Genomic DNA, 26,934 nt, shown 5'->3' with positions numbered 1-26,934 from the left:
ATGAATCAATTAACGAAACTTGTTCCAGAATTACGGTTTCCTGAATTTGATGGAAAATGGAAACAAGACCCACTAAATAAATTAGCCAAAGTTAATCCTAGAAATAAAGAATTGCCTGATAAGTTTATATACATTGATTTAGAAAGTGTTACAAAAGGTATATTAGTCAAAGAAGAAACAATATCTGCACAAGAAGCACCTAGTAGAGCTCAAAGAGTTTTAGAAAAGGGAGACATTTTGTATCAAACCGTAAGACCCTATCAAAAAAATAACTACTTTTTCGATAAAGATGGAGATTATGTGGCTTCAACCGGCTACGCTCAAATAAAGGCCAAATATGATTCTGAATATTTATTTCAATTTTTGCATAATCAAAACTTTGTAAATATTGTAAATAGGCGTTCAACAGGTACAAGTTACCCCGCAATTAGTCCATCAGAGTTGGTTAAAATAAAAGTAAATTATCCTACAGTTCTCGAACAACAAAAAATCGCTTCCTTTTTAAGCCAGGTAGATAAAAAGATCGACCTGCTCACCCAAAAAGTTGAACAGCTGGAGTTGTATAAAAAAGGGGTGATGCAAAAGTTGTTTAGTCAGGAGATTCGGTTTAAGCCTGACCTGAGCGGAGACGAAGGTGAGGATAATGGGGAAGCGTTTCCGGAGTGGGAGGAGAAAAGGTTAGGCTTAATTGGAGAAACCTATAGCGGTTTATCGGGAAAAACAAAGGATGATTTTGGTGATGGTGATAATTACATTCAATACAAGCAAATTTTTGATAACTCAAAGATTGATATTAAAGACTGTGGAAAAGTAGAGCTAAAGGAAAATGAAAAACAAAATGAAGTTAAATTTGGTGACGTTTTCTTTACGGTTTCTTCAGAAACACCTGATGAAATAGCTACTGCATCTGTATATTTGGGGGAAACAACTGAACCTTTATACCTTAACAGTTTTTGTTTTGGATTTAGAGTGAACCAAAACATTATCAACCCATTTTTTGCTCGTTATTTATTTCGTAATTCGATTTTCAGACGAAAAATTATGCCGTTGGCTCAGGGAAGTACTAGGTTTAATATTTCAAAGTCAAGCTTTATTAAGTTAAAGATTAAAATACCCAACCTCAACGAACAAAGTAAAATCGCCAATTGTTTATCGGCAATCGATCAAAAAATAGACTATACACAACAGCAGTTAGATCAGACTAAGATGTTTAAAAAGGGGTTGTTGCAGAAAATGTTTGTGTAGATATGAGCACTAGAATGTCAAGACAAAATAGACTTAAAGAAATTATCGATGATGATAAGATTTTCAAAGGTAATGATATTCATAGTCTAAGTGAAGGCAGAAAACTCCTATTCTATGGAGCAGATGAGGGAGAGTTAATTGATATTGATATACTGATTACAATTGAAGATTTTATAACATACACAAGTAATGTTTATTATGAGTGTTCGAGAGAAGATGAATTTGACATAAACTCTTATAATTATATCGTTTTTAAAAATTTTAAGTTCTCAAAACAACTTCAAATAAATAATTCGTTAAGAATTGATGTGAAATTTGAAAATTGTAGTTTCAATATTTCACCTTTTATATATGGATCAGCATATGAAATTAAAATTAAATTTGATAATTGCGAATTCAACACCTTAACAAATAATAATGTAGATTTTAAAGAGTATGTAGAGTTTTTTAATTGCAGGTTTATTAATCACACTGTTTTCTTGAAATGTTATTTTTATAAAAACATATCCTTTACAAAATCAGTTTTTTTGCACAATACATTTTTCACACACTCTTCTTTTGAAAAGCAATTGATTTTTACAAGAACTAAATTTGGCAATAAAGAAAGGCCAGTTGGATTGGATTTATCTCAATCAATAATAAATGGTACCATATCTTTTTTTATGGTTGAATTATATTCATATCCATCTATATCAATAAACATATACTCTGATACATATGATAATGTGCTAAAACATGGTTCTTATATTCCTATTGAAAATAAACGAGAGACATTTAGAATAATAAAAAATCAACTAATAGGTCAAAACAATTTAATTGAAGCTGAAAAGTATTTAAAATTTGAAAAGCAAACTTTTTTAGAAGAAAAACACCTTGAGGTCATATATGAGTACAATGATTTCAAAAAGATAAAATTGTTATTAAGTGATTATTTGATCCTTAAACTCAATAAATATTCCAATTATTTTAAAACCAGCTGGCTTACGGGTCTTGTTTTTATATTGGTAGTCACCTTCATATTCCATTGTGTACTGAGTATCTCAAAATCGTATGACTTCGAAAACTTAAAGAATTATGTTAGTTTGATTAACTTAACAGACTTCGAGTTATTAAAAAATGAACAGAACACCAAATTTTATGTGACAGTATTTTTTGCAAAGCTGTCTATTGGTTTTGGTATATATCAATTAGTCCAAGCCTTTAGAAAATTTAAATAGAAATCCATGTATAAAATTAACAGAGTGAAAAACGATATACAGCGCTTAGAAGAATCTTTGTTTAAAGATTTAGGATATCGTGAACGAGAACATCTACAAGAATGGATAGCTAAAAATCCAGAAGTCTTAGGCGAAGATTTGTTGATTATTCAAAAAGAATATCAAGGTTTTAATGACACCAATGAACGCTTAGACCTATTAGCTATTGACAAAAGTGGTGATTTGGTTATCATTGAAAACAAATTAGACGACACGGGCAGAAATGTAGTTTGGCAAGCGCTCAAATATGCTTCATATTGCTCAACCTTAACCACATCTCAAATTATCAGAATATACCAAGAATATTTAGATCAAGAACAAACCGAAAGCAACGCTAAAGAAAATATTTTAGAATTTTTAGAACGTGAGGACGATACAGATTTGTTACTTAACGCCAACGACCAACGTATCATTTTTATAGCTAATCAATTCAGAAAAGAAGTAACTTCAACAGTCTTATGGTTACTCAATCATGAAGTAAATATACAGTGTTTTAGGGTTTCACCATATCTATTTGATGGAGATGAGTTTTTGCAAATTGAGCAGATTATACCTATTCCAGAAACCACAGAGTTTATGATAGATGCCAAACAAAAAGAAAAAGAAAATAAAGGCGTGAGTAAAAAAGTGCAAGAGACAAACGCGTTGTTGTTAGAATTTTGGAGTCAACTTAAACAACAACTTAAAATACGAAACTTGGATTATTTGGATAGAGTGAGTGCAAAGCCCCATTACTCAATTGGCTTTTGGAAAAGTGCCGGTAAATTTGCGTTCTGTGTAGGTCGAAAAAGTTTCAGGGTAGAATTATACTTTATGAACGATTCAGACAAGATCTATTTTGATAAAATGTATGCTTACAGGGAACAATTAGAGAAAAAAATACCTGAATTACAATGGCAAAGATTAGACAATAAAAAGGCATCACGTATAAAAATTGAAACTAAAAATACTGGAGAACATAGTTTTGATTATAAATTTGATGACAAGCAAAATTGGGAGGGAATCATTAAATGGTATTGCGATACAATGGAAAATTTTTATAAAGTGATATATCCTGTTTGGGGAAAAGTACAACAAGAGTTAAAGGCTTAAAGCAGGTAATATGCATATATTATATGTAGACGAAAGTGGCGATCCCGGTGTTCATAAATTCAGTTCACCGCATTTCATTTTATCTGGTCTAATAATAGATCAAAATGACTGGTCGTCTTGTTTGAGTAATCTTAAAAAGTTTAGGAAATCTTTGTATAAAGTATATGGTTTAAATCAAAGAACAGAAATACATGCCTCAGAGCTTATTAGAATTAATAAACTAAAAACATATCAAAAAATAAAAAAGATTAACAGAATAAAAATTTTAAAAGATTATGCGAATCAAATACCTATAATTTTTAATAATTCCAAAGTAATCAATGTTTGTCTGCACATAGAAAACTTTGAGGATAGAGACATATTTGAACTCGCTTGGTCAAGACTCATTCAACGTTTTGATACTTTCTTAAAAAGACAGGCCAAGGATAAAGGTATTGTGGTTGTTGATGATACTGACAGTATTAAACTTCAAAACTTGCAACGTAAGATGAGAATTTATAACCCAACACCAACGCATTATGGAGAAGGTTCATATAATGCGCCCATAAACAATATTTTGGAAGACCCATTTTCAAGAAATTCGGCTCAATCTTATTTTATACAAACTGTTGATATTATTGCTCATTTGCTTTATAGAAAAGAATATCCTAAAGGAAGTTTAAAAAAATATGGCATGGAGCATTTATTCAATAGGTTAGAACCAGTATTATTGAAAAAAGCAAGTAAATCTGATAATTTAGGTATCGTAAGAGCATAAAAAACCTCGGTTCAAAAACCGAGGATTTTGTTGCGGCCCTATTAAGACAAACGGTCTTAATCGAGTCGACTTATTATTTAATGTAATACAAATTTAATATATTATACTACTTAAAACAAGTTTTTAATTAAATATTTGTAAATGAGTAGATTATCTTTTAAAAATTTTAAAGTAACTCAATAAGTTTTTTAATTAAAGAGATTCCCCATGATTAGACCAGACCAAAACGTTTAAAAAGGGGTTGTTGCAGAAAATGTTTGTGTGGTGTTGTTTTGAGCACTTTGTTGAAAAGCGCTTAACTTTTTATAATTTATAAATACCTGTTTTGTCACATAATTATTGTAATATACCTGAAAAGCCATTAAAATACCTGTTTTTGACAGTAGAAATAGCAACCTATTTTTCCGATACATAACTAAATTATACCTATTTTTCCGAAAGTATACCTATTTATCCATATATTTGAGCATTAAACGTTTTTCACCATAAACCATGAATAATACCTGTTATTCACGTAAAATAAGTGTTTTTCACGGATTAAAAGCTCCTGAAGTCGCCACGCTTGTAGGTTATGGGGCTATAATAGAAGTCTTAAAATTAAACATGCCATTGCCTGATAAGTTGGCACTCATAAGTGATAAAAGACGGAGTTACAACACAGATAAGTGGAAGGTATTTTCTTCAAGGACAGCTTTTGAGGATAATCTCTATAAACATTTGGTCTTTGCACTCAAATATGAAGGCATTAACCTTTTATTCTTTAAAAAACTATTTGGAAAATTAAACGAAAAAGCTATTATTGAGTTACTTCAAGTAGAGCCAACTGGTCAGTACAGCCGTAAAATTTGGTTCTTGTATGAATGGCTTTTAGACAAATATTTACCTGTAGAAGATTTAAGTATTAAAAACTATGTGCCATTAATAGACGAGAAATTGCAATACGCTATCCCGGGCAAAAATTCTTCACGGCATAGGATCATTAATAATCTTCCGGGTACTCCGGAGTTTTGTCCGTTAATCTATAAAACCGATAAATTAGAAGGCTATATCAATGCCAGATTATCAGACCAAAAAAACACGTATTTAAATGGCATTCACAAAGATGTTTTACAACGCGCCTCTTCCTTTTTACTTTTAAAGGACTCCAAAGCTTCATTTACGATAGAACAGGAAAATCCGGGAACCAATAGAGCGATGCGTTGGGGCAAAGCCATCGGTCAAGCTGGAGCCAAAGCCTTGAGCATAGAAGAAATAGAGCGTTTACAGCAAATCGTCATCGAAAATGCTCGTTTTGTCAAGCTGGGTTTAAGAGCAGAAGGCGGATTTGTTGGAGAACACGATCGGCTCACCGGAGACCCCATTCCCGAACATATCTCCGCCAAGCCAGAGGATTTATCCTCATTGTTAAATGGACTCGTCGAAGCCAACACATTGATGCAGGATGACAGCTACGATGCTGTGTTGGCAGCCGCATCCATAGCCTTTGGTTTTGTGTTTATACATCCATTTCAAGACGGAAACGGACGTTTACACCGTTACCTCATTCATCACATCTTGGCCAAAAAGCGATTGACGTCTCAGGGATTAATTTTTCCGATATCCGCTTCAATTCTAGACCATATTGAGGATTACCGAATGGTGTTACAAAGCTACTCCCATCCCTTATTGGATTTTGTGGATTGGAAAGCAACCGAGAACAATAATGTAAAGGTATTTAATGATACTGTTGATTTTTACCGCTATTTCGATGCGACCAAACAAGCCGAATTTTTGTATGATTGTGTTTTGGACACCCTAAAACGGATTATACCACAGGAAGTTAATTATTTATTGAATTACGATGAATTTAAACGCAGTATAAGTGATAAATTTGAAATGCCGGACAACATGATTGCCACATTGGTTCGATTTTTAGAACAAAATAATGGCATCCTGTCAAAACGTGTCCTAAACAAAGAATTTTCAGTTCTGAAAGACCATGAAGTAGAATGGATACAAGAAAGTTATAATAACATTTTTTCAAACAAACCATGACCCACCAAAGTGAAGCCACCTTAGAAAAAAAACTCATTGACCAGCTTAATGGTTTAGGCTATAAACGTGTCGAGATTCGTTCTGAAAGTGACTTGCTGGATAACCTCAAGCAACAATTTGAAGTTCATAACGAGGTCAAATTGTCCGACCAGGAGTTTAAAAGAGTCTTAAACATTCTCAACAAAGGTTCAGTATTTGAGCGAGCAAAGCTTTTACGCCAAAAGCATTTTATCGAGCAGGACAATGGCGATATTTTGTATTTCGATTTTCTAAACACGACTGCTTGGTGCAAAAACCAATTCCAGGTCACTAACCAGATCACCATAGACGGCAAATACCAAAACCGTTACGATGTTACCATCCTTATCAATGGCTTACCCATAACACAAATCGAGCTAAAACGCCGTGGTTGCGAAATGGCTGAAGCCCACCGACAGATTTTGCGCTATAAAAGCCATTCCTTTGCATCGGGTTCTGGCTTGTTTCAGTTGGTTCAACTGTTTGTCATCAGCAATGGTGTAAACACAAAATACTTTGCCAACAACCGATTAAGGGCACTCAACTTTAAACAGACCTTTTTTTGGGCGAAGGAAGATAATACCAAAATCAGTCAGCTTACAGCGTTTGCAGAGACGTTTTTAGAGCCTTGCCATTTGTCAAAAATGATCAGCAAATACATTGTTCTGGCAGAAACAGACCGATTGCTCATGGTGTTGCGCCCTTACCAGTACTACGCCACAGAAAAGATCATCAAACGTGTCGAAGAATCCAATAAAAACGGATACATCTGGCATACCACGGGTTCAGGGAAAACACTGACCTCGTTTAAAGCCAGTCAGCTTATAAAAGATTTACCTGAAGTTAATAAGGTTGTGTTTGTAGTCGATCGGCGGGATCTGGACTACCAAACCACCAAAGAGTTTAATAACTTCTCAGACGGCAGTGTCGATGGTACAGACAACACCAAAGCGCTTGTAAGGCAGTTTGGCGACGACACGAAGCTTATAGTCACTACCATACAAAAACTCAATAATGCCATTAGCAATAAGCGTTATGCGAAGGTTATGGCGCCTTTGCAAGAGAAAAAAATGGTTTTTATTTTTGACGAGTGCCACCGTTCTCAATTTGGCGAAACCCATAAACGCATTAAGGCGTATTTCAAGAACGTACAAATGTTTGGGTTTACGGGCACGCCTATTTTTGCTGAAAATGCGGTTAAAAATCAATTGGGTAGACGAACCACAAAAGAATTATTTGGAGAGTGTTTACATAAATACGTCATTACTGATGCCATTCGGGATGAAAACGTATTGAAGTTTTCTGTGGAGTACATTGGTCGATACAAACGAAAAGCAGAAAGCAGTTTAAATTTTGTAGACATTGAAGTCGAAGACATCGATACCAAAGAAGTCCTGGAATCCGAAGATCGGCTTGAAAAAATTGTCAATTACATTATTGCTTCGCACCCCGTAAAAACACACAACGAGGAGTTTACTGCCATGCTATGTGTATCCAGTATCGACGCTGTAAAAAAGTACTACGAGATCTTTAAGCAGAAAAAAGAAGCGGGGTTGCATGATTTACGTATCGCTACCATATTTTCCTACGACAGCAACCAGGAAGTCGATGAAGCCGATGGTATTACGACCTTAGAGTATAATATGGCAGCCGAGGAACCAGCCTCCTACAACTCTAACAATAGAAAAGCCTTAGACGCATATCTTGACGATTATAATGCAGAGTTTAAAACCCAATATTCTACCAAATCAAGTCAGGATTTCTACAATTATTACAACGATGTATCCAAACGGGTAAAAAACAAAGAAATAGACCTCTTGATTGTTGTAAATATGTTTCTCACTGGGTTTGATAGTAAGCCATTAAACACGCTTTATGTTGACAAAAACTTACGTCATCACGGCTTAATACAGGCGTTTTCACGGACAAACCGTATTCTAAATTCCAAAAAATCACATGGTAACATTATCGTATTCAGAAATTTAAAAGAGGCTACCGATGACGCTATTGCCTTATTTTCAAACAAAGACGCCAGGGAAACGATTTTAATGGAACCTTATGAGGACTATCTAGATGCCTTTGTTGAAGCCTATAAAAATTTAAAGGAAATTACGCCAACAGTTGACAGTGTCAACGGATTAGCGTCTGAAATAGAAGAAGAACAATTTGTAAAACGATTTAGAGCGCTAATGCGAATAATCAATGCCTTAAGTACGTTTTCCGATTTCAGTTTTGACGATCTGGAAATGGACAAACAGGATTTTGAAGATTACAAAAGTAAGTACCTGGATCTATACGAAAAAACAAGACAGGATAGCGAAACTGAAAAAGCTTCTATTTTGAACGATGTTGATTTTGAGGTCGAATTGATACACAAAGACAACATTAATGTGGCTTATATTTTGAACTTGTTGGAACAGTTTACCGATAGCACTGAAGAAGAACAAGAACAAAAACGTAAAAAAATTTCAGACTTACTGTCTGGTGACCTGGAGTTGAGAAGTAAAAAAGAATTGATTGAAAAATTCATAGACCAACACCTCATAAACGGCGATATAACCAGTGTTCAGGATGCGTTTGAACTGTATTGGAGTGAGCAACAGAAAAAAGCATTCCAAGCCATTTGCGAAGAAGAAAACTTAAATCCAACAAAGGTCGAAAGTATTATCGAAGAAAAAATATACACCAACGAAGTGCCCGAACTGAGAGAAAAAGTACGAAAATCTATGGAACAGGAACAATCTATACTCGTCCGTAGAAAAAGTATACCTAGAATCATCAGTAAAATTAATAACTTTATTCAGACCTTTATCGAAGGAATGGCAGCTTAAAAAGTAAAACCATCTCAACCCATGAACATTCTCATCGCTCCCGATGCTTTTAAAGACAGCCTTTCGGCAAAGGCGGTGGCCAGTCATATCGCTAAAGGAATTAAAAAAGTATTACCAGATGCAAAGCTGACTCAAATCCCACTGTCCGATGGTGGAGAAGGCTTGTTAGAAGCTTTAGTCACTCCTTTAAAGGGTGAATTGATCACCGTCAAGGTCAACGATCCTTTAATGCGACCGATTGAGGCGTCTTATGGTATTTTGGGAGATGGTCAAACTGCGGTCATTGAGCTTGCCGCAGCGTCTGGTCTGGAACGTTTGCATCCTAATGAAAGAAATCCCCTTGTCACCTCAACTTATGGAACCGGTCAGCTTGTTCAGCACGCACTTGACCGTGGCTGTAAAAAACTCATTATCGGTTTAGGTGGCAGTGCCACCAACGATGCCGGGATGGGACTCGTTAAGGCATTAGGGGGACAATTTCTGAATTCACAGGGTAAACCCATCGGACAAGGCGGCGGTGCTTTAGCTGATCTAGATTGTATCGATCTGAGTCAATTAGATAACCGTTTAGCTGATTGCAAGGTCATTGCGGCCTGTGATGTAACCAATCCTTTAACCGGTCCACAAGGCGCTTCTCATGTGTTTGGGCGTCAAAAAGGTGGACAATCTCAGGATTTGGAACAACTAGATAGCAATTTATCGCATTTGGCAACAATCATCCAAACACAACTCGGCAAGTCTGTTCAGACCATTAAAGGGACTGGTGCAGCCGGAGGAACTGCGATGGGATTGTTAACCTTTACAAATGCAGAATTAAAACCGGGAATTGAGTTGATTATGGATGAACTACAAATGGAAAACCACATCAAAAAGACTGATTTAATCATTACCGGAGAGGGCCGAATCGATCAGCAGACCCTATATGGTAAAACCCTGATAGGTGTTACAAAAAAAGCAAAGCACCATCGGATTCCGGTGATTGCTATTGCCGGTCAGGTTGAAACGGATCTCAAGGCAGTTTACAAGTGTGGTCTTACTGCTGCTTTTGCAATTGTTAATCAACCTATGCATTTAGGAGAAGCTATTGAAAACACAGGTATTTTAATCGAATCTACAGTAGAAAATATATTTAGAACACTTGGCATCAAGTTGTTATAAATAATGAGTTTTAGCAACTCAAGCTATTTGCTTTAGGTTCTTACTTTCCAAGCCCAGTAGATGAGCAGCGGATGAATGAGCAGCAGACGCGTCCATGAAATCCAAGGTGAGACACATAAGCCATGCTCCACACAAGAGCCAATTTGAATAAAATAGATATGTGAAGGAATAAAGAGGATTAGTAATGTAATGATTCCATATACCGCATAGCGTCTCAGTTGGGGTAAAGCCACACCAATGGCAAGCAGAATTTCCAAAACTCCACTGGTATAATTAATCACCTCCGGAAAAGGCAAATACGTCGGGATTAATCCCTTATAGAATGGCGGGTTTATAAAGTGATAGCTACCGGCAACGAGGTAGAACCCAATCAATAAACGCCTTAGAAACCTAGTCATTTTTATGCTAAATTTAAACTGATAAAAGGACAATAAATATAGAGGTTTTAAAAATCAGATCAAATTCCTATCACATCAAGTTTTTTCTTAAGTTCTAGAAAAAACAATTGACCTCAACCAGTTAAACCTTTAGTTAGCTCATATAAATATCATTTGCATATAGTGTGCAGCTAAATCAATAATCTTATTTTTGCTCATAAAAAAAGTTATGTTGAGAAGCTTGTCAATTCTTGGGTTTATAATGTTAATGTGGTCTTGTGCCGATACACTCGAAAAGCCGAAACCATCAGCGTCTGAGAAAAAACAAGCACCTCGCACATTTAAAATAGATTACGCACAAGGCTTTGAGGTTCAAAATTTTGAGGGTTACAAAATACTTAGCATTACAGAAGCTTGGCCAAATGCCGACAAGACTTTTACGTATTTACTCCAAGAGTCTGAGGATATTGACATATCTGGAATGGGTTATGATTATAAAATTAAAGTACCAATTGAGCGCCTTGTGGTGACATCAACAACGCATATCCCGGCACTTGAAGCCTTAGGTATCTTAGATCATTTGGTCGGGTTTCCAAATACTAATTATATTTCTTCAAATCAAGCCAGAGCTCTTATTGAACAAGGACAAATCAAAAATGTAGGCCAAGATCAAAATTTAAATACCGAAGTTTTGTTATCGCTAAAACCTGATGTCGTGGTGAGTTTTGCCGTAAAAGGGCAAAATAAATCTGTAGAGAGTATTAAAAATGCTAATATTCCAGTCTTGTATAATGCCGATTGGGTGGAGTCTCATCCTTTAGGCAAAGCAGAATGGATCAAATTTTTTGGGTTGCTTTTTGATAAAAACGATAAAGCTCAACAAATATTTAATACCATTAAAGATGAATATGAAAAAGCAAAAGCCCTAGCCTCAAAGAGTCAAACCAAACCTAGTGTGATATCCGGAGCATTGTGGAAAGACCAATGGTATTTACCCGGTGGTGAAAGTTGGCAAGCCCAATTAATAGCAGACGCTCATGCAGAATATCTATATGCTGACACAAACACCAGCGGGAGTCTATCACTTTCATTTGAACGTGTTTTAAACGACAGTCAAGACGCTGAGTATTGGATTGCACCAGCGCAATATACCTCATATCAACAAATGTTGGATCAGCAAAAACACTATAAAAAGTTTAAAGCCTTTCAAAATAAAAATATTTATACATTTGCTAAGACTAAAGGGCAAACCGGTGGAGTACTGTATTATGAGTTAGCTCCACAACGTCCGGATTGGGTGCTTAAGGATTTAATTCATATATTTCATCCTAAGCTCTTAAATACTTATGAACCTCAATTTTTCAAACCTTTAGATTAGTGAAAACGCTTAAACTTAGCTTAATAAGCATTTTGATCCTAATTTTGGTCTTACTGTTAAATATCAGTTTGGGTTCAGTTTCTATTCCTTTACAAGACATCACACGAGTGATATTCACAGGAGAAAGTTCAGTCGATACTTGGACGTACATTATCCTCGACTACAGACTTCCGAAAGCTATGACGGCCATTATTGTGGGTTCAGGTTTAGGAGTCAGTGGATTATTGATGCAAACTTTTTTTAGAAACCCCTTGGCCGGACCATATGTATTAGGACTGAGCAGCGGTGCAAGTCTTGGTGTAGCTTTGCTACTCATGGGTAGTGGGATTTTAGGATTAAGTTTTACAAACTACTTGTGGTTTTCCAAAACAGCTGTCATTCTCGCCTCTAGTCTTGGTAGCCTGATGGTTATGGGCGCAGTGCTTATTACCTCCGTAAAGATAAAAGACAGTATGGCGTTGTTAATCATCGGGTTAATGTTTGCGAGTCTTACTGGTGCAGTAGTCAACCTTCTCTCCTACTTTAGTGCTTCAGATGAACTGCAACAATTTGTGTTTTGGTCTTTAGGTAGTTTGGGGGATTTATCCTGGAGTGAAGTTTCCATTTTAGGGGTGTTTTGGTTTTTAGGCTTAATTCTTTGTTTGTTTCTCATTAAACCTTTAGACGCCCTACTTATCGGTGAGTCTTATGCTAAAAGTTTAGGGGTTCACATCAAGTTGTTGCGTTTTATGACAATTATTGCGACATGTGTTTTAACCGGAAGTATTACGGCCTTTGCTGGTCCAATAGCGTTTGTTGGATTGGCTATACCTCATCTTATGCGTCTAATTTTAAAAACAAACAAGCATCTCATTCTGTTACCTACGGTTTGTATGGGTGGCGCTGTGGTGATGCTGATTTGCGATAGTATTTCGCAATTGCCCGGTGTTGATTATACTTTACCTATAAATGCTGTCACTTCACTCTTTGGAGCACCAATTGTGATATGGCTTATTCTCCGTTCAAGACAACTTAACTTTTAAGCATGCGATTAGAAACAAAACAGTTGAGTGTAGGATACAACAAGCCAAAAGTAGAAGTGGCCAGTGGTATTAATATAAGCATTAAAAATGCTGGCTTAACTGCTGTTATAGGTGTGAACGGTTCCGGTAAATCTACCTTAATTAAAAGTTTATCAGGACTTATAAATCCACTTCAAGGAGACATCAAATTGTACAATCGTCCTTTGAACACATATACTGTGAAGGAAATTGCTCAAAAAATAAGCTTGGTACTAACCAAACAGCGCCTTCCACAGCATTTGAAAGTGATTGATTTCGTTGCCTTGGGTCGACAACCTTATACCAATTGGATAGGGATACATGAGTATCAAGATAAAAACCACATCATAAAAGCCCTAAAGCAAGTAAAAATGTACGAGGCAAAAGATAAAGCGTGTTCGAGGTTAAGCGACGGGCAACTTCAAAAAGTACTTATTGCTAGAGCTATTGCTCAAAATACACCATTGATATTACTAGATGAGCCGACTTCACACTTAGACATGTACCATAAAGCCATGGTATTAAATTTATTAAAAAGCATCAGCACTAACCACGATAAGTCTGTGATTTTTGCTACACATGAGATCAATTTAGCCTTACAGCTTTGTGATTCTATCATCCTTATAAAAGATAAACAAGTGATACATGATACACCACAAAATTTAATTCATAGTGGTATTTTACACGAACTTTTCCCTCAAGATTTAATTAAGTTTGATGAAAAGGCACAACTTTTCAAAATGAATCGAATATAAATTTCTCTAAATTTTGTGATAAGGTATAAAAGAAATATATTTGCAACCCCAAAAAGGCCTCGTGGCTTGCCCGAATGAATTACATTCAGGCGGGCGCAACTGAATACCCGCCCGAGCCGAACTGACGTTAGGCACTTTCGGGCAGGGCGCATAAAATAAAGGTTATGTTTTACGTATACGTTCTTTATAGTAAAAAGTTTGATAGATATTATGTAGGGATGACAGTAGATATAGAAAGACGTTTGTCTGAACACAACTCAGGTAAAATGATTTCTACTAAAGCCTACAAACCTTGGATTATAGCTCATTTTGAAGTTTTAAATACTCGTAAAGAAGCAAGAAAAAGAGAAAAATATCTGAAGTCTTCAGCTGGACGAAGGTGGAGAAAGCAAAATATCAAAATTGATATCGATGATAAAGTTAATTAAGATATCAAAAAAATAAGGCCTCGTGGCTTGCCCGAATGAATTACATTCAGGTGGGCGCAACTGAATACCCGCCCGAGCCGAACTGACGTTAGGCACGTTCTGGCAGGGCGTATAAGAGTTATGAAATATTATGTTTATGTTCTTAAAAGTAAAAAGGATGGAAGTCTTTATAAGGGATTCACAACTATAATACAAGAAAGAATAAATGAACATAATAATCGAAAAACTAAATCAACAAAAGGTTTTAGACCTTAGGAATTAGTATATTGCGAAATATTTTTCACTAAAAAAGAGGCAGTTGAAAGAGAAAAATATTTTAAAACAGGCTCTGGAAGAGAATTTCTAAAGAGCAAAATAAGGCCTCGTGGCGCAACTGAATAGCGCATCTGATTACGGCTCAGAAGGTTGCAGGTTTGAATCCTGCCGAGGTCACAATAAGTACAAAACCACCCTGACTACTCTGTCAGGGTGTATTTATTTAGACCAATGTCAAAAGTGAAACTTTTGTAAATCAGGCTAAGTAAATACATTAACTGCGGTAGCAGTGGTTTTGTACCCGCCTGATCGGCAGGGCAGGTTTCCAGCATTGAAATCAATCAGGATCTATAAATCCGCAAATCCTAATCTAAAACCATAAACTATTGTAAGCACAAGATAAAAAAGCCACTCTGACAATAATGTCAGAGCAGCTCCTACTTTCATACAAACATATTTAACCCTTATTTGTATGAACTATCAACATGAAAAAGTTAATCGTATCGGCTAAAAGAGAATTAACATTGTTTTGCAGATAGATTTTATCGTGCAATTCGCTCCCAGTCTAGCAATTCGTAACCTGAATTACTAAAACTGTCGTGGAAGTCCATCATAGTACAAAAGTCGTTATAGGTACGGTGTTTTTCTTGATCGGTACTTGACTCCAAGATGCCAGCAACACCCGGTAGGTTTTGCATGATCATTTAAGTTTCAATTGTTTGGTCTATTTGCGGATATACAATTTTATATTTCAATTCATATTTTTGACCAATTCAACGTTATTCACTTTACACGATGAAAACGTGAGAATTAAAAAAAAGAACAAAAATTTTAGATTTTTAATCGTAACATATCTGCTATTTGCAATGGTTTGCGATGTAACGCGTGTCCTATGCGCTAGTTTTCTTTTAGGGTATAACATAACTTTTGGTTTTGGTTAGTATTTATGTTTTTTTATTGAATATTATAAATCAATACATATATAAACCAAATATCAAAAATATAAATTAAAGTTGGTTGAGGTTTTTCCTCATTAATTGTTAAAATTTAAATGTATCCCTAAATAATGTTGTCTAATTTGAATAAATAGAAATAAAATAATAAATAAATTGTAGGATTAATTTTATACAAGGATTTACAGCCTTATTCCATTTCAAAAAACCAAGCTACGGTTTAAATGAAATAAATATTGAAGTTAAGCAAGTATTTGTATTTTTATTAAAGTAAATTTTATTTTTTCCAAGTTCCACCATACTTGTAAAATGGGTTGTCTTTTTTGACCCTAAGTAAACAGTCTTTACAGACAAAAACCCATGATTTTGGCTGTTTGTATTGAATACGATACATGGTAGAAAAATCTTTACCACAAATATTGCAATACTTTACGCGCATAAATCTAGTCTTTTTTTGAAGTTTAAATTTTAAAAAATATCAACACCAACACAATAGGAGTATCGATAACACATACACCACAATCTATGTTTAATAAAGTTTGGCATAAAGGTGTTTTGAAAATTTAAAGTCATAGACCTGCATACGGTGTCTTTTTTGCTTTTACTTTTGTGACAATTTTTCTTTTTTAAGATGTTCATCTAAAAATTTTAAAATTTGGCTATAAGCTTCAATTTGATTTTTTTTCTTAACAAATCCGTGACCTTCATCTTCAAATAAAACATATTCAACTGGAACACCATTGGCTTTTACAGCTTTAACGATTTCATCAGATTCTACTTGAAGAACCCTTGGATCTTGAGCGCCCTGTAAGACTATTAAGGGTTTAGTCACTTTTTCAGTGTGAAACAGTGGAGAAATCTTTTTTAACCTGATAGAATCTTTGGTATAGGGATCTCCAAGTTCTTTGTATAATGACTCTCTAAATGATTCCCAATACGGTGGAATACTTTTTAATGTTCTTAACCAATTGGTTACTCCAAATAAATTGACACCAACATCAAATTCTTCCGGAGTGTAAGTCAAAGCTGCCATTGTCATATAACCACCGTAAGACCCGCCAATTATGCCAATGTTTTCACTGTCAATTTCTGGTTGTTTAGCAAGCCATTTTTTACCTTCAACACAGTCTTGCAAATCTTTTTCGCCGTGATTTTTATCATCCATTTGAAAGAAGGTTTTACCGTAACCACTGCTGCCTCTGTTGTTTACGGCCTAAACAGCATAGCCGTGATTGACCATATACTGGATAAGTGGACTGAAGTTTTGTCTGCTTTGCCCACCGGGTCCGCCATGAACCCAGACCATAGCCGGAACATTTTGGGTTTCGGAAGCTTGTTTAGGTAAATAATAGATAGCCGGTATTTCAACACCATCAAAAGATGGATATCTAATCACTTGGGCTTCTACTAAATCTTCTGCGTTAATCTCTTCATTTAGCACATCTGTCAATTTATTTAAAGTTTTACTTTCAAGCGTGTAGGAATACAAATTAGATGGCATATCTGATCCGCCAACATACATTCTCATGCATTTTTCATCTTGACTGAAACCTACATTTGTAATACTTTGATTTTTAAAATCTGGAAGGTTAATGGGTTGCTTAGAGTCTGTATCTAAAACTTCGATGGTATTTTTTGCATCTTCATTTACAAATACAGTCATGTAGGAATATTCAGGAGAAAAAATTGCGCTCACAATATCCCAAGATTTCTCTAGGACTTTTTGTTTTTTCTCCGGTTTCTAATTCATAAGACATCAAATAAGAAAATTCACTATCATCATCTGTAGTATAATAAAATATAGAATTGTCAGCTGAAAAATCTTGTGATGAATTTTTACTTTGATTGTCGTTGATTTTAGTCATCTCTTCTGTCTGGACATTATAGATGAATAAATCAGTATCATTTGTATTGATACTTTTGGTTAAAGCAAAGTAATTTTCATCATCTGAAATTCCACTTAATTCAAGTCCATCATCATTTTGATAAATCATTTCAGAAGAATAGTCATCAATCGACAGTTTGTAGACATCAAAAAAACGTGCATCTCTTTTGTTAGACCGAAAGTAAAAATAGTTTTCATCTTTAGACCAACCATAAAATGATGCTTTAGCACCTTCTGTTGGAGTAAGATCTTTTATTGTTCCGTCAAGCTCTCTTACAAAAATGTGATTGATTTCATCGCCATTGCCATCTGCGCTCATCAGCATACGTTCATCATTAGGGAAATAACTTACCGCATACATCGAGGTAGTGTCTGATTGGGTAACAGGTTTCATCTCTCCGCCATCAACAGGTATAGTATAAACATTGTATATCCCGGTACGGTTACTGGTGACGAGTAATTGGGAATTGTCTGGAGAAAAACTACCTCCACGAACAGATTCATTATCCATAAACTGCTGGATAGTATATTGCTCAACGTCTGCTTTTGTGTTTGCTTTGTCCGTTTTGCAAGAAAACACTATGATTATCATCGCTAATCCTAAAATTTTTAATTTCATCGTATTTCATTTTTTTAAGTGAACAGTCATAACTGCATGACTTAAATATACATAAAAAAATGAATATAAATGATGAAAGATAAACCGGTGACTACACTTTTAATATTTTGAACCTATAAGCTGTTCAAGGATATGTTCTACGCCTTCATTTGTATTGCTATGAGTCTCAAACTTAGCGATACGTTTAACGTTAGGATGAGCATTTTTCATGGCAACACTGTATTTGGCTAATTTCATCATGTCAATGTCATTGTTATAATCACCAAAAACTAAAGTTTGATCTGATGAAATCCCCATTTTATCCAAGAGTTTTTTCAAGGCGTAGGCTTTGTTGGAATGTAAATGCGATATATCAAGCCAATTTTGTCCGGATACAATGACTTGAAAATCATTTTCTAGAGGTTTAACATGTGGATAAACATGCTTTTCTGAAGACTCTGAATGAAAAACAGCTATTTTTAAAAATTCATCGGATTTTAACTGAGTTAAATCGTCAACAGACTTTACAGCCGTGTAGTATTCTTTTAGCCGCGATGTAAAATCAATATCATCACTTTCTATATATGCTGAGTGCTTACTACATAAAACGATAAAAGCATTTTCAAGTGTTCTCAGAGTTTTGATACAGCGATTGACATCAGTGTTTGACAGTTTGAGTAAAGCTTGAAGCTCATTGTCATGTTGAAGCATTCCACCATTTTCAGCAATAATGCTAATTTGATTTTTGATCGGTTCAAGTTTTTCAATCAGGCTATGATATTGTCGACCACTTGCAGCTACAAAATGAATATTTAAAGCCTTAAGTTTTTTAAATTGTTTAAAAAAACGAGGACTAACTTCATGGTTGTCATTCAATAGCGTTCCATCCATATCGGATACAACAAGTTTTATAGTTGAAAAATCTATATCTATATTTTTAATATCCATACGTTATTAAATGAAAAATATATTTAGCGCATAGTTTTTAGCAAAATAAACTAAATATATTAGATTGATTAATCAGTAGCTCCGCTATGAATCGAACCTAGATCTAAAGTTTAGGAAACTTTTGTTCTATCCGTTGAACTACAGAGCCAAAAAATATAAAATTAACTCAAATCTGCTACAAAAAAAACCGCTCGTATAAGCGGTTTTTTTAAATCAATTTAGCAATATTTATATTACTTAATTTCTAAAACTTCGATATCAAAAGTTAAATCATGCCCCGCTAATGGGTGATTAGCATCAACTATAATATGATCGTCATTTACTGCAGAAACTCTTAATTGTTGTTCACTTCCATCAGGATTTTTAGAAACGAGACCCATACCTACTTCCGGTTTGATTTCTTCTGGTAGTTGCTCTTTACTCACTTTGTGGAACAAATCGTCACGAACATCACCATAAGCTTCGTCTTTAGGAATATCTATAGTTTTCTTTTCATTAACTTTCATATCAATAATTCCTTTTTCGAATCCTGGAATTAACATTCCTTGTCCTAGGGTAAACTCAAGAGGTTCACGTTCTAAAGAACTGTCAAAAACTTGATCGTTTGAAGATAATTTTCCAGTGTAATGCACTTTTACAGTGTCTTTGTCTTTTACTTGACTCATAAAAATTGTATTTTTTTGCAAAGGTACAGATAAATCTAAGTTTACAAACCTAAATGCTTTAAATATCAATTATTTAATATTTAAGACTAAATATTTTGATTGCTTATTAAAGGATTAACCTTGTATAATATTAGCTATTTTTATTTCATTTTAGTATAAAAACAAAAGATAGATGTGTGAACTTGAACAATAATTCACTTTTTAAGGTGAAAAACTATTGGTCTCTACCTCTATTTTTTATAGCCTCTCTTATAGAGTCTTTTTGGCGTTGTCTTTCTTCTCTTCTTTTTTTGGCCGCTTCTGCTCTTTTTCTCTGTTCAGCTGCTCTTTTTTCCCTTAGAGACATTTTCCTGTTTTGTCTGTTAAAGGTTTCTTCTTTTGCTTTAGTTTGAGTAGAATCTGAGGGTTTTGTAATGTTAGTTTGTGCTTTACTTTGATCGGTTTTACTTTCAGTGTTGTTATCTTGATCTTGTATCACAAATACTTCCTCTTTTTGTTCCTATTCTTCTTGTGGAGTTTTGGGCTCTATTATAGTATTCTTTGGTGCTTGAGACTTGTCTTGGTTGGTTTTGGCACCTGTTGGAGATTCGTATGATTGACTGTTCATATCACCGTTTATAAGAGCCATGTAATGTTCTACATCAGGCATCAAAAGAATTGTGGTTCTTCTGTTTAAAGCTCTACCTTCTTTTGTAGAATTATCAGCTACGGGAGCATATTTTGAACGACCTGAAGCAATTAAACGTTCTCCTTCAACACCAAACTTATTTTCTAAGGTTCTCACAACAGACGCTGCACGTCGTATGCTTAAATCCCAGTTGTCAACAATGTAAGAGCTTTCAGCCAACGGCATATTATCGGTATGGCCATCTACACGAACATCAATATTGGGCTCTGAATTAATCACATCAGATATTTTCGCTAATAGTCTGTAGGCCTTTTTATCAACCCAATAGCTTCCGCTTTTAAATAAGACCTTATCTATAAGTGTAATTAAAACAACGGGTTCGTGTACTTTTACATCTATAGCTTCATCAATAGATATACCTTCTTCACCAATCTGATTAGATAAATCTTTTTTAATATTATAGCCTACGGCGAGATTGATTGAGTCTTCAAGGGTTTGAGCTTGTGCAACCTGATCTGCTGACATTTGAGACAAAATCTGATTGACGTTAGATTTTGATTGCTCTGACAACAACTGACCGCCAGCCGTAAGTTCAACTTTATTTTTGGCGTTCCCCTGCAGTTCTGAAATAATGTCTTTATAAGATTTGACTTCTTCTTCAATAGCTTTATAGTTCATCTCACACGCTTCTTTTTCTGATTTAAGTTCAGCGATTTGATGTTCTAATTCACTTTTTTCAGTTTCAGCTTGGTTGAGTTTCTTTTTAGACACACAAGAAACTAAAATTATTACCAATATAATAATAACATAATTGAATTTCATAACCCTGGTTTAGTTTGAATAAAATTACTGATTACAATTTGAGGTCAAATGACTAAATTGAAAAGTTATTAAAAAAATAATTAACATTTTAGGTATTACGCCTACTCAGCATTATTTATAGGTGACCGAAATTTATAGCTATGATTGAAAGATTAAAAAAATCGGGATGAGCGTCCCGAAGTGTCGGGAGAACCTCCGATCTAAAAGAAAAAGTCGGGATGAGCGTCCCGAAGTGTCGGGAGAACCTCCGATCTGAAAAAAAAGTCGGGATGAGAGGATTCGAACCTCCGATCTCGCGCCCCCCAGACGCGCACTTTAACCGGACTAAGCTACATCCCGAAATTTGTAGTATGCGAAAATAAAATTAAAACTTATTAAAACAAAAAAATCAATGCCTTTCGCTTTAAAAAATGTTGTTACCTCGTCTCCAAGTTTCTAGACGGCCCCAGAACAGTACTTTAACCAGACTTAGCTACATTTTGAAGTTTAGTCTAGTAAATTAAAGTTTTAAATAAGCTTTAGCATCCTTTGAATCTAGAAAATCTCGGGTTTTTGAGATTTCTTCAGACATCAAAATATCATTATTGACTATGGGAACCTTTTGCTGATATAACTTCAAAAAATCTTCAATATGCTTAGAGCTTTTTAAAGGTTTTCTAAAATATAAAGCTTGACTTGCATTAAACAGCTCTATAGCCAGAATAGTTTTGATGTTATCGACCACTTTAAGAAGTTTTGTCGCAGCATTTGCACCCATACTTACATGGTCTTCTTGGCCATTTGAGGACACAATAGAGTCTACTGAGGCCGGCGTACACCATTGTTTGTTTTGGCTCACGATACTGGCTGCTGTATATTGAGGAATCATAAAACCACTGTTTAAACCAGGATTATCAACTAAAAAATCTGGCAAACCTCTCAAACCAGAAACCAATTGATAGATGCGACGCTCAGAAATATTACCCAATTCTGCCATAGCTATTGCAAATACATCTAAAGCTATAGCTAAAGGTTGCCCGTGAAAGTTACCTCCGGAAATGACTTTGTCGTCATCCACGAAAATATTGGGATTGTCAGTCACTGCATTTATTTCTGTAGTTATGGTTTTATTTACATAATCTAAAGCATCTTTGGTCGCGCCATGAACTTGAGGTATACATCTAAAAGAATAAGGATCCTGGACATTTTCTTTTTCTCTTTTAGCTATCTCACTTCCCTTTAAATAAGCTCTAATCTTCTCTGCTGTTTTCAATTGACCCGAATGAGGGCGAACGCGATGTACTAATTCGTCAAAAGGTGATAAATTACAATCAAAAGCATCTGTAGAAATAGAACCAATTAAATCGGCATAAGCACTTAAATAATTTGATTGAATTAAATTCCAAACACCGTGAGCACTCATAAATTGGGTGCCGTTTAATAAAGCCAATCCTTCTTTAGACTTAAGGGACAACGGTTTGAGATTAAATAACTTAAGAACATCATGACTTTCTGTTAGGTCGTTTTTATAGTACACCGTTCCTTTACCAATTAAAGGTAAAGACATATGGGCTAAAGGTGCTAAATCCCCGGAAGCTCCTAATGATCCCTGTTCGTATACAATGGGTGTAATGTGATGATTAAAGAAAAAGACTAAGCGCTGTACGAGCTCTAAACTCACACCAGAGAAGCCATAGCTTAACGATTGTATTTTTAAAAACATCATTAAACGGACAATTTCAACCTTGACTTTATCACCTGTACCACAAGCATGCGATAAAACAAGGTTTTCTTGAAGTTGAGCTAAATGCGCTTTGGAAATTTTGACATTACACAGCGATCCAAAACCTGTATTTATCCCATACATAGGTTGCTCTTCTCCAGCTTGCTTTTCATCTAGATAGGCTCGAGACTTTAAAATTCGCTCTTCAGCCTCTTGACTTAATACAAGTTTGCTGTCATTTAGAATAGCCTCAAATTGGTTTACAGCAATAGGTTTAGAATCTATGTAGTGAACTTTTCGCATTCAGGTTAGGTTTGGTCTTTGCGAAATTAACATTTTATAGTCTAAAGTCTAGACATTCTTTAAAGGAAATCAAATTTTTTAGATAATCTTAAATTTTAACTGAAAATCAAAAAACTGAAACGCTATATATTTATTTGAGTTTGGACTTCTATCAGTCTAAAGTTTTTCTATTATCACCACTATCGGTATCAATTAATTTATTACAAGGGTCAATACCTACTTCTGTAGGTTTTTGATTGACTTTAATTTCAAAAGTATTGTAAATGCTATCGATAATGACTTTCTTAAGGTAAATAGGTTTATCAACGGACTTTCCGTCTTTAGAAGATTCTGTAAAAATACCTACTTCTACATAATCATTCATCGGCCAAGATTTGATCGTATCGTTTTCAATAATATGTATTAAACTATCTTGGTCTTTGGCGTATAGTCGCTTGCCTTTGTTATTGGATTTATATTTAGAAACAATGGCCTCAATATTTACGGTATAAGTGCTATCTGCATTGACAGTGTATTCTGCTTTTTCGATATAATTGTCGTATAGCGTAATTGTTTTAAACATGTCTTCAACCAAATACTTTAAAGTGTCTGGTGTGTGTTTTTCAAGATGCTTTACAAATTCAATTGAGGTGGTATATGGGGGTTCTTGAAAGGCAACTTTATCAATATACTGGCTTAAGATATTATTAAATTTGTTTTCGCCGAGATAATCACTCATCGCATATAAAACCAGTGAACCCTTATTATAGTGAATGTATTGCTGATTTTCGTTAAGCATTAATGGCAGTTCTTTTTGTTGCTCAAATGTTCTGCCGCGTAAATACCTGTCTAAAGCATCTTTTAAGAATCGTCGCATCTGGCTGGCACCGTATTCTTTTTCTAAAACCTTAAGCGAACTGTATTCTGACATACTTTCAGACAATAAAGTTGCACCGCGTACATCAGCTCCTATCACTTGATGCGCCCACCATTGATGTGCAACTTCGTGAGAGGTTACGCTAAAAGGATAATCTACACTTTCTTTATCTTCATCATCAACTTTAGCAATAAAACCTATGGTTTCTGAAAATGGAACGGTGTTGGCAAAAGATTGCGCAAAACGACCTGAGAATGAAGGAAATTCCATAATGCGCAATTGCCTAAACTGATACGGACTAAAATTTTCTTCATAATAATCTAGAGACAGTTTAGCACCTTTCATCATACGCTCAATATTAAAATCGTGAGGTTGATGATAAAAAATTTGAATGTTGATGCCGTTGTGTTTTTCTTCATAAACTTCATAATCTGCTGACATGACGTTGTAAAAGTTGAGAATGGGCTTATCCATTTTATAATGGTAGTAGCTTCTTCCATTTTTAGTTTTCTCATCAATAAGATAACCGGGCGCAATGGCTATTTGATCGGCTGAAGTTGTAATTTTAGCTTCAAAATTTATCCAGTCTGCATCTTTTGAAATATAAGTATTCCCTAAGGCGGTTGAGTCGTATGGTGACTTCATGCGTTGCTTGGTTGGCAAGTCATATTTTTCTCTTATTTTATTACTTCTTATTTCTCTAGACTCTGCATAACCAAAGTTTGGCAACATCCCGTTGTTGAGAAAAGTGCCATTAGAACGTATAGGTGAACTCCGTTCTAAAATAGAGTTAGGCTCATTTTGCATTTCAAACGCAAATGTCATCGTATCCCCTGGCATAAGTTGTTTTTCAAATTGATAAACGTCGATGTTGTAAAAAGTATCATTTAAAACCACTTTACCTGGTTTGGAGAATTGATAAGTCTTAACATCATCTCTAGTGTTTAATAATATTGAATCTATAGGCTGCTTAGTCTTGTTCTTAAGGATAAATTTACCTTTAGCGTTATAATTGCGTTGTTTTGGATACAAATCTAGTGTAATAGACACATCTGTGATTCTGGGATGAGGCAATGCGGCGTATTTGTTATAGGTATTTTCAAATTTCACCTGTTGCTTTTCGCGTTCAATCCCTGTGTATCTTTCATTTGAAATATTATCGTGATAATAAATCCAGCTCCCTAAGCTGATGAAAGTAAATAAACCGACAATTAAACCAATGAGCTTTGGGGTGTTTATTTGTTTAAAAGCTTTTTGTAGTCTTTGTTGAGCAGAATTCAGCATTACGCGACGGTAAAACTGCAAACTCAAAATGTACAGAACTATAGCTAAACCGAACCAATACATACGATATACAAAAAACTCTAAAATTGAATCATTCCACCCTACCATATCAGAATAACTCAAGCTTGTAAACGCATTAAACCTAAATATAGCTTGTTGAATACCAAACTGAGGGAAAAAGCCCAAAAGAATATAAAAGCCTAACAACACGACAAACCCAACAATATAATTTTTAAAAATTTGATGGGTAAAAAAAGAAAGTGCTGTCCAAACTAAAATTGATAAATAATTGATTACAAAAGCACTAAATAAATAATGACCAATCTCAAGTTTGTAATAATTTTGGAAAATTTGAACACCAACAGCCAACAAAATCAATAGGATATAAAATGTAGCCTGCACCCAAAATATTGCTATAAACTTAGATAAACTAAACGCCCAATTAGGATACGCTGTCGCATTAACCAACTGATCCATATTTGAAATTTTAGATCGGTTGATTAACATCCCTGAAAACAAAAAGGTCATAATAATCATAAAAAAGCCCGAAATATTTATTATTAATTGGGCCATTTCTCTCGTTACTGGATATGTGGGAGTGCCAGATATTTGGTTTCTTACCGACAAAACAGATAAGGCAATCAAAATAACAATCAGCATAAAGCCAATAAATATCTTGTTTTTAATCACATATTTATAATCGAAAATACTTTGCTTAATAGCAAAATTCCAAAGTGTAGAAGCTTTCATAGAAGTCTTTACACTTGGGATTTTAACATTGATGAAATAATTAAAATTAGATTTTACCAGTCGTTGACCTTTTCTCTTAAACCAGTTGATTACAATCCCTTGTTGGTTAAAATTAAATTTGAAATACACAGCTGCAAAAATCAAAAAACTTACCCCTAACCAAATCAAACGATTGTATAGTAAATAGCCATTAAAAGGTAAAAAATTATTATTTTGTTCAAAAACCGTCCAATATTCTATATCTAAACCTAAAGCAGAAAACCCTAAAGGGTCAAGGTAAGCTGCTAATATTTTGTAGTCTTCATAATTAGATAACACTTCTGTAAACGACTGTAAAACCACTAAAATTAAAACTGTAATAAAACCCGCAAATATATTTCGACTAAAAGTGACTACAGCAAACACCACGGCTCCAAAAAATAATACATTAGGCAAAACCACATATAAAAATGATTGTAGATAAAATAAAAAATTATGCTCAGCAACTAAATCTGGATTGGTAAATGGAAAAATAGTTCCAATAAAAATACCCAAATAAATCAAAAATATGATGAGTAATACTACACAAAACGAGCTTAAAAATTTACTCCACAAATAGCTCGACTTTCGCATGGGATAGGCGTACAAAATATGATGCACATTATGCTTAAAGTCTTTGTTGATAGATGCTCCGATAATCGAAGGCAACATAAAATACAAAAACACACTAATTGAACTGATGAGGCCCGTAATATTAATGGCGTTATTAACATAAGTTGCTGAAGTTGTTGTAGCTGTGACATTATCAAACAAACCTGCCGCTGAAGCCATTATAAACAAGGATAATAAAAATAAGATTGAAGAATACACATAAAAAATGGGCAGTCTAAACCAAGATTTAAATTCAAATTGAAATATTTTTGAAAACATGTTTTTA

The 26,934-nt window shown here is 34.7% G+C and carries 24 protein-coding genes and 3 tRNA genes; 13 read left to right on the top strand and 14 right to left on the bottom strand.

Annotation, left to right across the window (positions count from 1 at the left end; translation table 11 throughout):
* The 7 genes from FCN74_RS05485 to FCN74_RS05455 all read left to right on the top strand — a co-directional run bounded on the left by FCN74_RS05485 (nt 1) and on the right by FCN74_RS05455 (nt 10,391).
* Nucleotides 1–1,245, top strand: coding sequence for a restriction endonuclease subunit S (locus tag FCN74_RS05485; protein WP_138931592.1), 1,245 nt, complete (start codon nt 1–3; stop codon nt 1,243–1,245).
* Nucleotides 1,246–1,247: 2 nt separating this feature from the next.
* A complete protein-coding gene (locus FCN74_RS05480; RefSeq protein WP_212751758.1) occupies nt 1,248–2,462 on the top strand; it encodes a hypothetical protein in 1,215 nt (404 codons plus the stop codon).
* Nucleotides 2,463–2,486: 24 nt separating this feature from the next.
* Complete coding sequence (locus tag FCN74_RS05475) at nt 2,487–3,593, top strand: DUF4268 domain-containing protein (protein WP_171047118.1); 1,107 nt, start codon at nt 2,487–2,489, stop codon at nt 3,591–3,593.
* Nucleotides 3,594–3,603: 10 nt separating this feature from the next.
* Nucleotides 3,604–4,350: a DUF3800 domain-containing protein gene (locus FCN74_RS05470; protein WP_138931589.1), complete on the top strand. Its 747-nt coding sequence runs from the start codon at nt 3,604–3,606 to the stop codon at nt 4,348–4,350.
* A 492-nt stretch (nt 4,351–4,842) separates the two neighbouring features.
* Nucleotides 4,843–6,384 (top strand): Fic family protein, encoded by a 1,542-nt coding sequence (locus tag FCN74_RS05465; protein ID WP_138931588.1) that lies wholly within the window; start codon nt 4,843–4,845, stop codon nt 6,382–6,384.
* Nucleotides 6,381–9,233: a type I restriction endonuclease subunit R gene (locus tag FCN74_RS05460; RefSeq protein WP_138931587.1), complete on the top strand. Its 2,853-nt coding sequence runs from the start codon at nt 6,381–6,383 to the stop codon at nt 9,231–9,233. The genes FCN74_RS05465 and FCN74_RS05460 overlap by 4 nt, the downstream gene beginning before the upstream one ends.
* A 21-nt stretch (nt 9,234–9,254) precedes the next feature.
* A complete protein-coding gene (locus tag FCN74_RS05455; protein ID WP_138931586.1) occupies nt 9,255–10,391 on the top strand; it encodes a glycerate kinase in 1,137 nt (378 codons plus the stop codon).
* A 32-nt stretch (nt 10,392–10,423) separates the two neighbouring features.
* Here the strand turns inward: FCN74_RS05455 and FCN74_RS05450 are convergent, their stop codons facing one another.
* On the bottom strand, nt 10,424–10,822 hold the full coding sequence (locus tag FCN74_RS05450; RefSeq protein WP_212751757.1) for a DoxX family protein: 399 nt from the start codon (nt 10,820–10,822) through the stop codon (nt 10,424–10,426).
* 157 nt (nt 10,823–10,979) lie between these two features.
* On the opposite strand from FCN74_RS05450, the gene FCN74_RS05445 reads away from it, so the two are divergent.
* The 6 genes from FCN74_RS05445 (at nt 10,980) to FCN74_RS05420 (ending at nt 14,801) form a co-directional block, all read left to right on the top strand.
* Nucleotides 10,980–12,146, top strand: a complete 1,167-nt coding sequence (locus FCN74_RS05445) for an ABC transporter substrate-binding protein (protein ID WP_246062567.1) — start codon at nt 10,980–10,982, stop codon at nt 12,144–12,146.
* A complete protein-coding gene (locus tag FCN74_RS05440; RefSeq protein WP_138931585.1) occupies nt 12,146–13,168 on the top strand; it encodes an iron ABC transporter permease in 1,023 nt (340 codons plus the stop codon). The genes FCN74_RS05445 and FCN74_RS05440 overlap by 1 nt, the downstream gene beginning before the upstream one ends.
* Before the next feature lie 2 nt (nt 13,169–13,170).
* Nucleotides 13,171–13,941, top strand: a complete 771-nt coding sequence (locus tag FCN74_RS05435; protein WP_138931584.1) for an ABC transporter ATP-binding protein — start codon at nt 13,171–13,173, stop codon at nt 13,939–13,941.
* Between the two features lie 164 nt (nt 13,942–14,105).
* Nucleotides 14,106–14,369 carry a GIY-YIG nuclease family protein gene (locus FCN74_RS05430; RefSeq protein WP_138931583.1) on the top strand — a complete coding sequence of 88 codons (264 nt, stop codon included), beginning with the start codon at nt 14,106–14,108 and terminating at the stop codon, nt 14,367–14,369.
* A gap of 120 nt (nt 14,370–14,489) precedes the next feature.
* Nucleotides 14,490–14,624, top strand: coding sequence for a GIY-YIG nuclease family protein (locus tag FCN74_RS12280; RefSeq protein WP_262710021.1), 135 nt, complete (start codon nt 14,490–14,492; stop codon nt 14,622–14,624).
* A 103-nt stretch (nt 14,625–14,727) separates the two neighbouring features.
* Nucleotides 14,728–14,801: transfer RNA gene (locus FCN74_RS05420), tRNA-Arg, on the top strand.
* 365 nt (nt 14,802–15,166) lie between these two features.
* Here the strand turns inward: FCN74_RS05420 and FCN74_RS12050 are convergent.
* The 13 genes from FCN74_RS12050 to FCN74_RS05375 form a co-directional block, all read right to left on the bottom strand.
* Nucleotides 15,167–15,322, bottom strand: coding sequence for a hypothetical protein (locus FCN74_RS12050; protein ID WP_171047117.1), 156 nt, complete (start codon nt 15,320–15,322; stop codon nt 15,167–15,169).
* 532 nt (nt 15,323–15,854) lie between these two features.
* Nucleotides 15,855–16,016: a hypothetical protein gene (locus FCN74_RS12045; RefSeq protein WP_171047116.1), complete on the bottom strand. Its 162-nt coding sequence runs from the start codon at nt 16,014–16,016 to the stop codon at nt 15,855–15,857.
* 162 nt (nt 16,017–16,178) lie between these two features.
* Nucleotides 16,179–16,742, bottom strand: coding sequence for an alpha/beta hydrolase family protein (locus FCN74_RS12190; protein ID WP_246062566.1), 564 nt, complete (start codon nt 16,740–16,742; stop codon nt 16,179–16,181).
* Nucleotides 16,743–16,790: 48 nt separating this feature from the next.
* Nucleotides 16,791–17,273: an alpha/beta hydrolase family protein gene (locus tag FCN74_RS12185; protein ID WP_246062565.1), complete on the bottom strand. Its 483-nt coding sequence runs from the start codon at nt 17,271–17,273 to the stop codon at nt 16,791–16,793.
* Nucleotides 17,251–18,081, bottom strand: a complete 831-nt coding sequence (locus FCN74_RS12180; RefSeq protein ID WP_246062564.1) for a TolB family protein — start codon at nt 18,079–18,081, stop codon at nt 17,251–17,253. The genes FCN74_RS12185 and FCN74_RS12180 overlap by 23 nt, the downstream gene beginning before the upstream one ends.
* 99 nt (nt 18,082–18,180) lie before the next feature.
* Complete coding sequence (locus FCN74_RS05410) at nt 18,181–19,008, bottom strand: HAD family hydrolase (protein WP_246062563.1); 828 nt, start codon at nt 19,006–19,008, stop codon at nt 18,181–18,183.
* 76 nt (nt 19,009–19,084) lie between these two features.
* Nucleotides 19,085–19,156: transfer RNA gene (locus FCN74_RS05405), tRNA-Arg, on the bottom strand.
* An 85-nt stretch (nt 19,157–19,241) separates the two neighbouring features.
* Nucleotides 19,242–19,673: an FKBP-type peptidyl-prolyl cis-trans isomerase gene (locus FCN74_RS05400; RefSeq protein WP_138931582.1), complete on the bottom strand. Its 432-nt coding sequence runs from the start codon at nt 19,671–19,673 to the stop codon at nt 19,242–19,244.
* Nucleotides 19,674–19,887: 214 nt separating this feature from the next.
* On the bottom strand, nt 19,888–20,151 hold the full coding sequence (locus tag FCN74_RS05395) for a hypothetical protein (protein ID WP_138931581.1): 264 nt from the start codon (nt 20,149–20,151) through the stop codon (nt 19,888–19,890).
* Nucleotides 20,152–20,172: 21 nt separating this feature from the next.
* Nucleotides 20,173–21,123, bottom strand: coding sequence for an OmpA/MotB family protein (locus FCN74_RS05390; RefSeq protein WP_138931580.1), 951 nt, complete (start codon nt 21,121–21,123; stop codon nt 20,173–20,175).
* A 264-nt stretch (nt 21,124–21,387) separates the two neighbouring features.
* A tRNA-Pro gene (locus FCN74_RS05385) sits at nt 21,388–21,462 on the bottom strand.
* 160 nt (nt 21,463–21,622) lie between these two features.
* Complete coding sequence (hutH, locus tag FCN74_RS05380; protein WP_138931579.1) at nt 21,623–23,128, bottom strand: histidine ammonia-lyase; 1,506 nt, start codon at nt 23,126–23,128, stop codon at nt 21,623–21,625.
* A gap of 151 nt (nt 23,129–23,279) precedes the next feature.
* Nucleotides 23,280–26,927, bottom strand: coding sequence for an ABC transporter permease/M1 family aminopeptidase (locus tag FCN74_RS05375; protein WP_138931578.1), 3,648 nt, complete (start codon nt 26,925–26,927; stop codon nt 23,280–23,282).
* Between the last annotated feature and the right edge of the window lie 7 nt (nt 26,928–26,934).

It is taken from the genome of Mesohalobacter halotolerans (assembly GCF_006120725.1).
Lineage (GTDB): Bacteria > Bacteroidota > Bacteroidia > Flavobacteriales > Flavobacteriaceae > Psychroflexus > Psychroflexus halotolerans.
The sequence above is the reverse complement of the archived record's forward strand: the minus strand, read 5'-3'. Positions and strand labels throughout refer to the sequence as shown.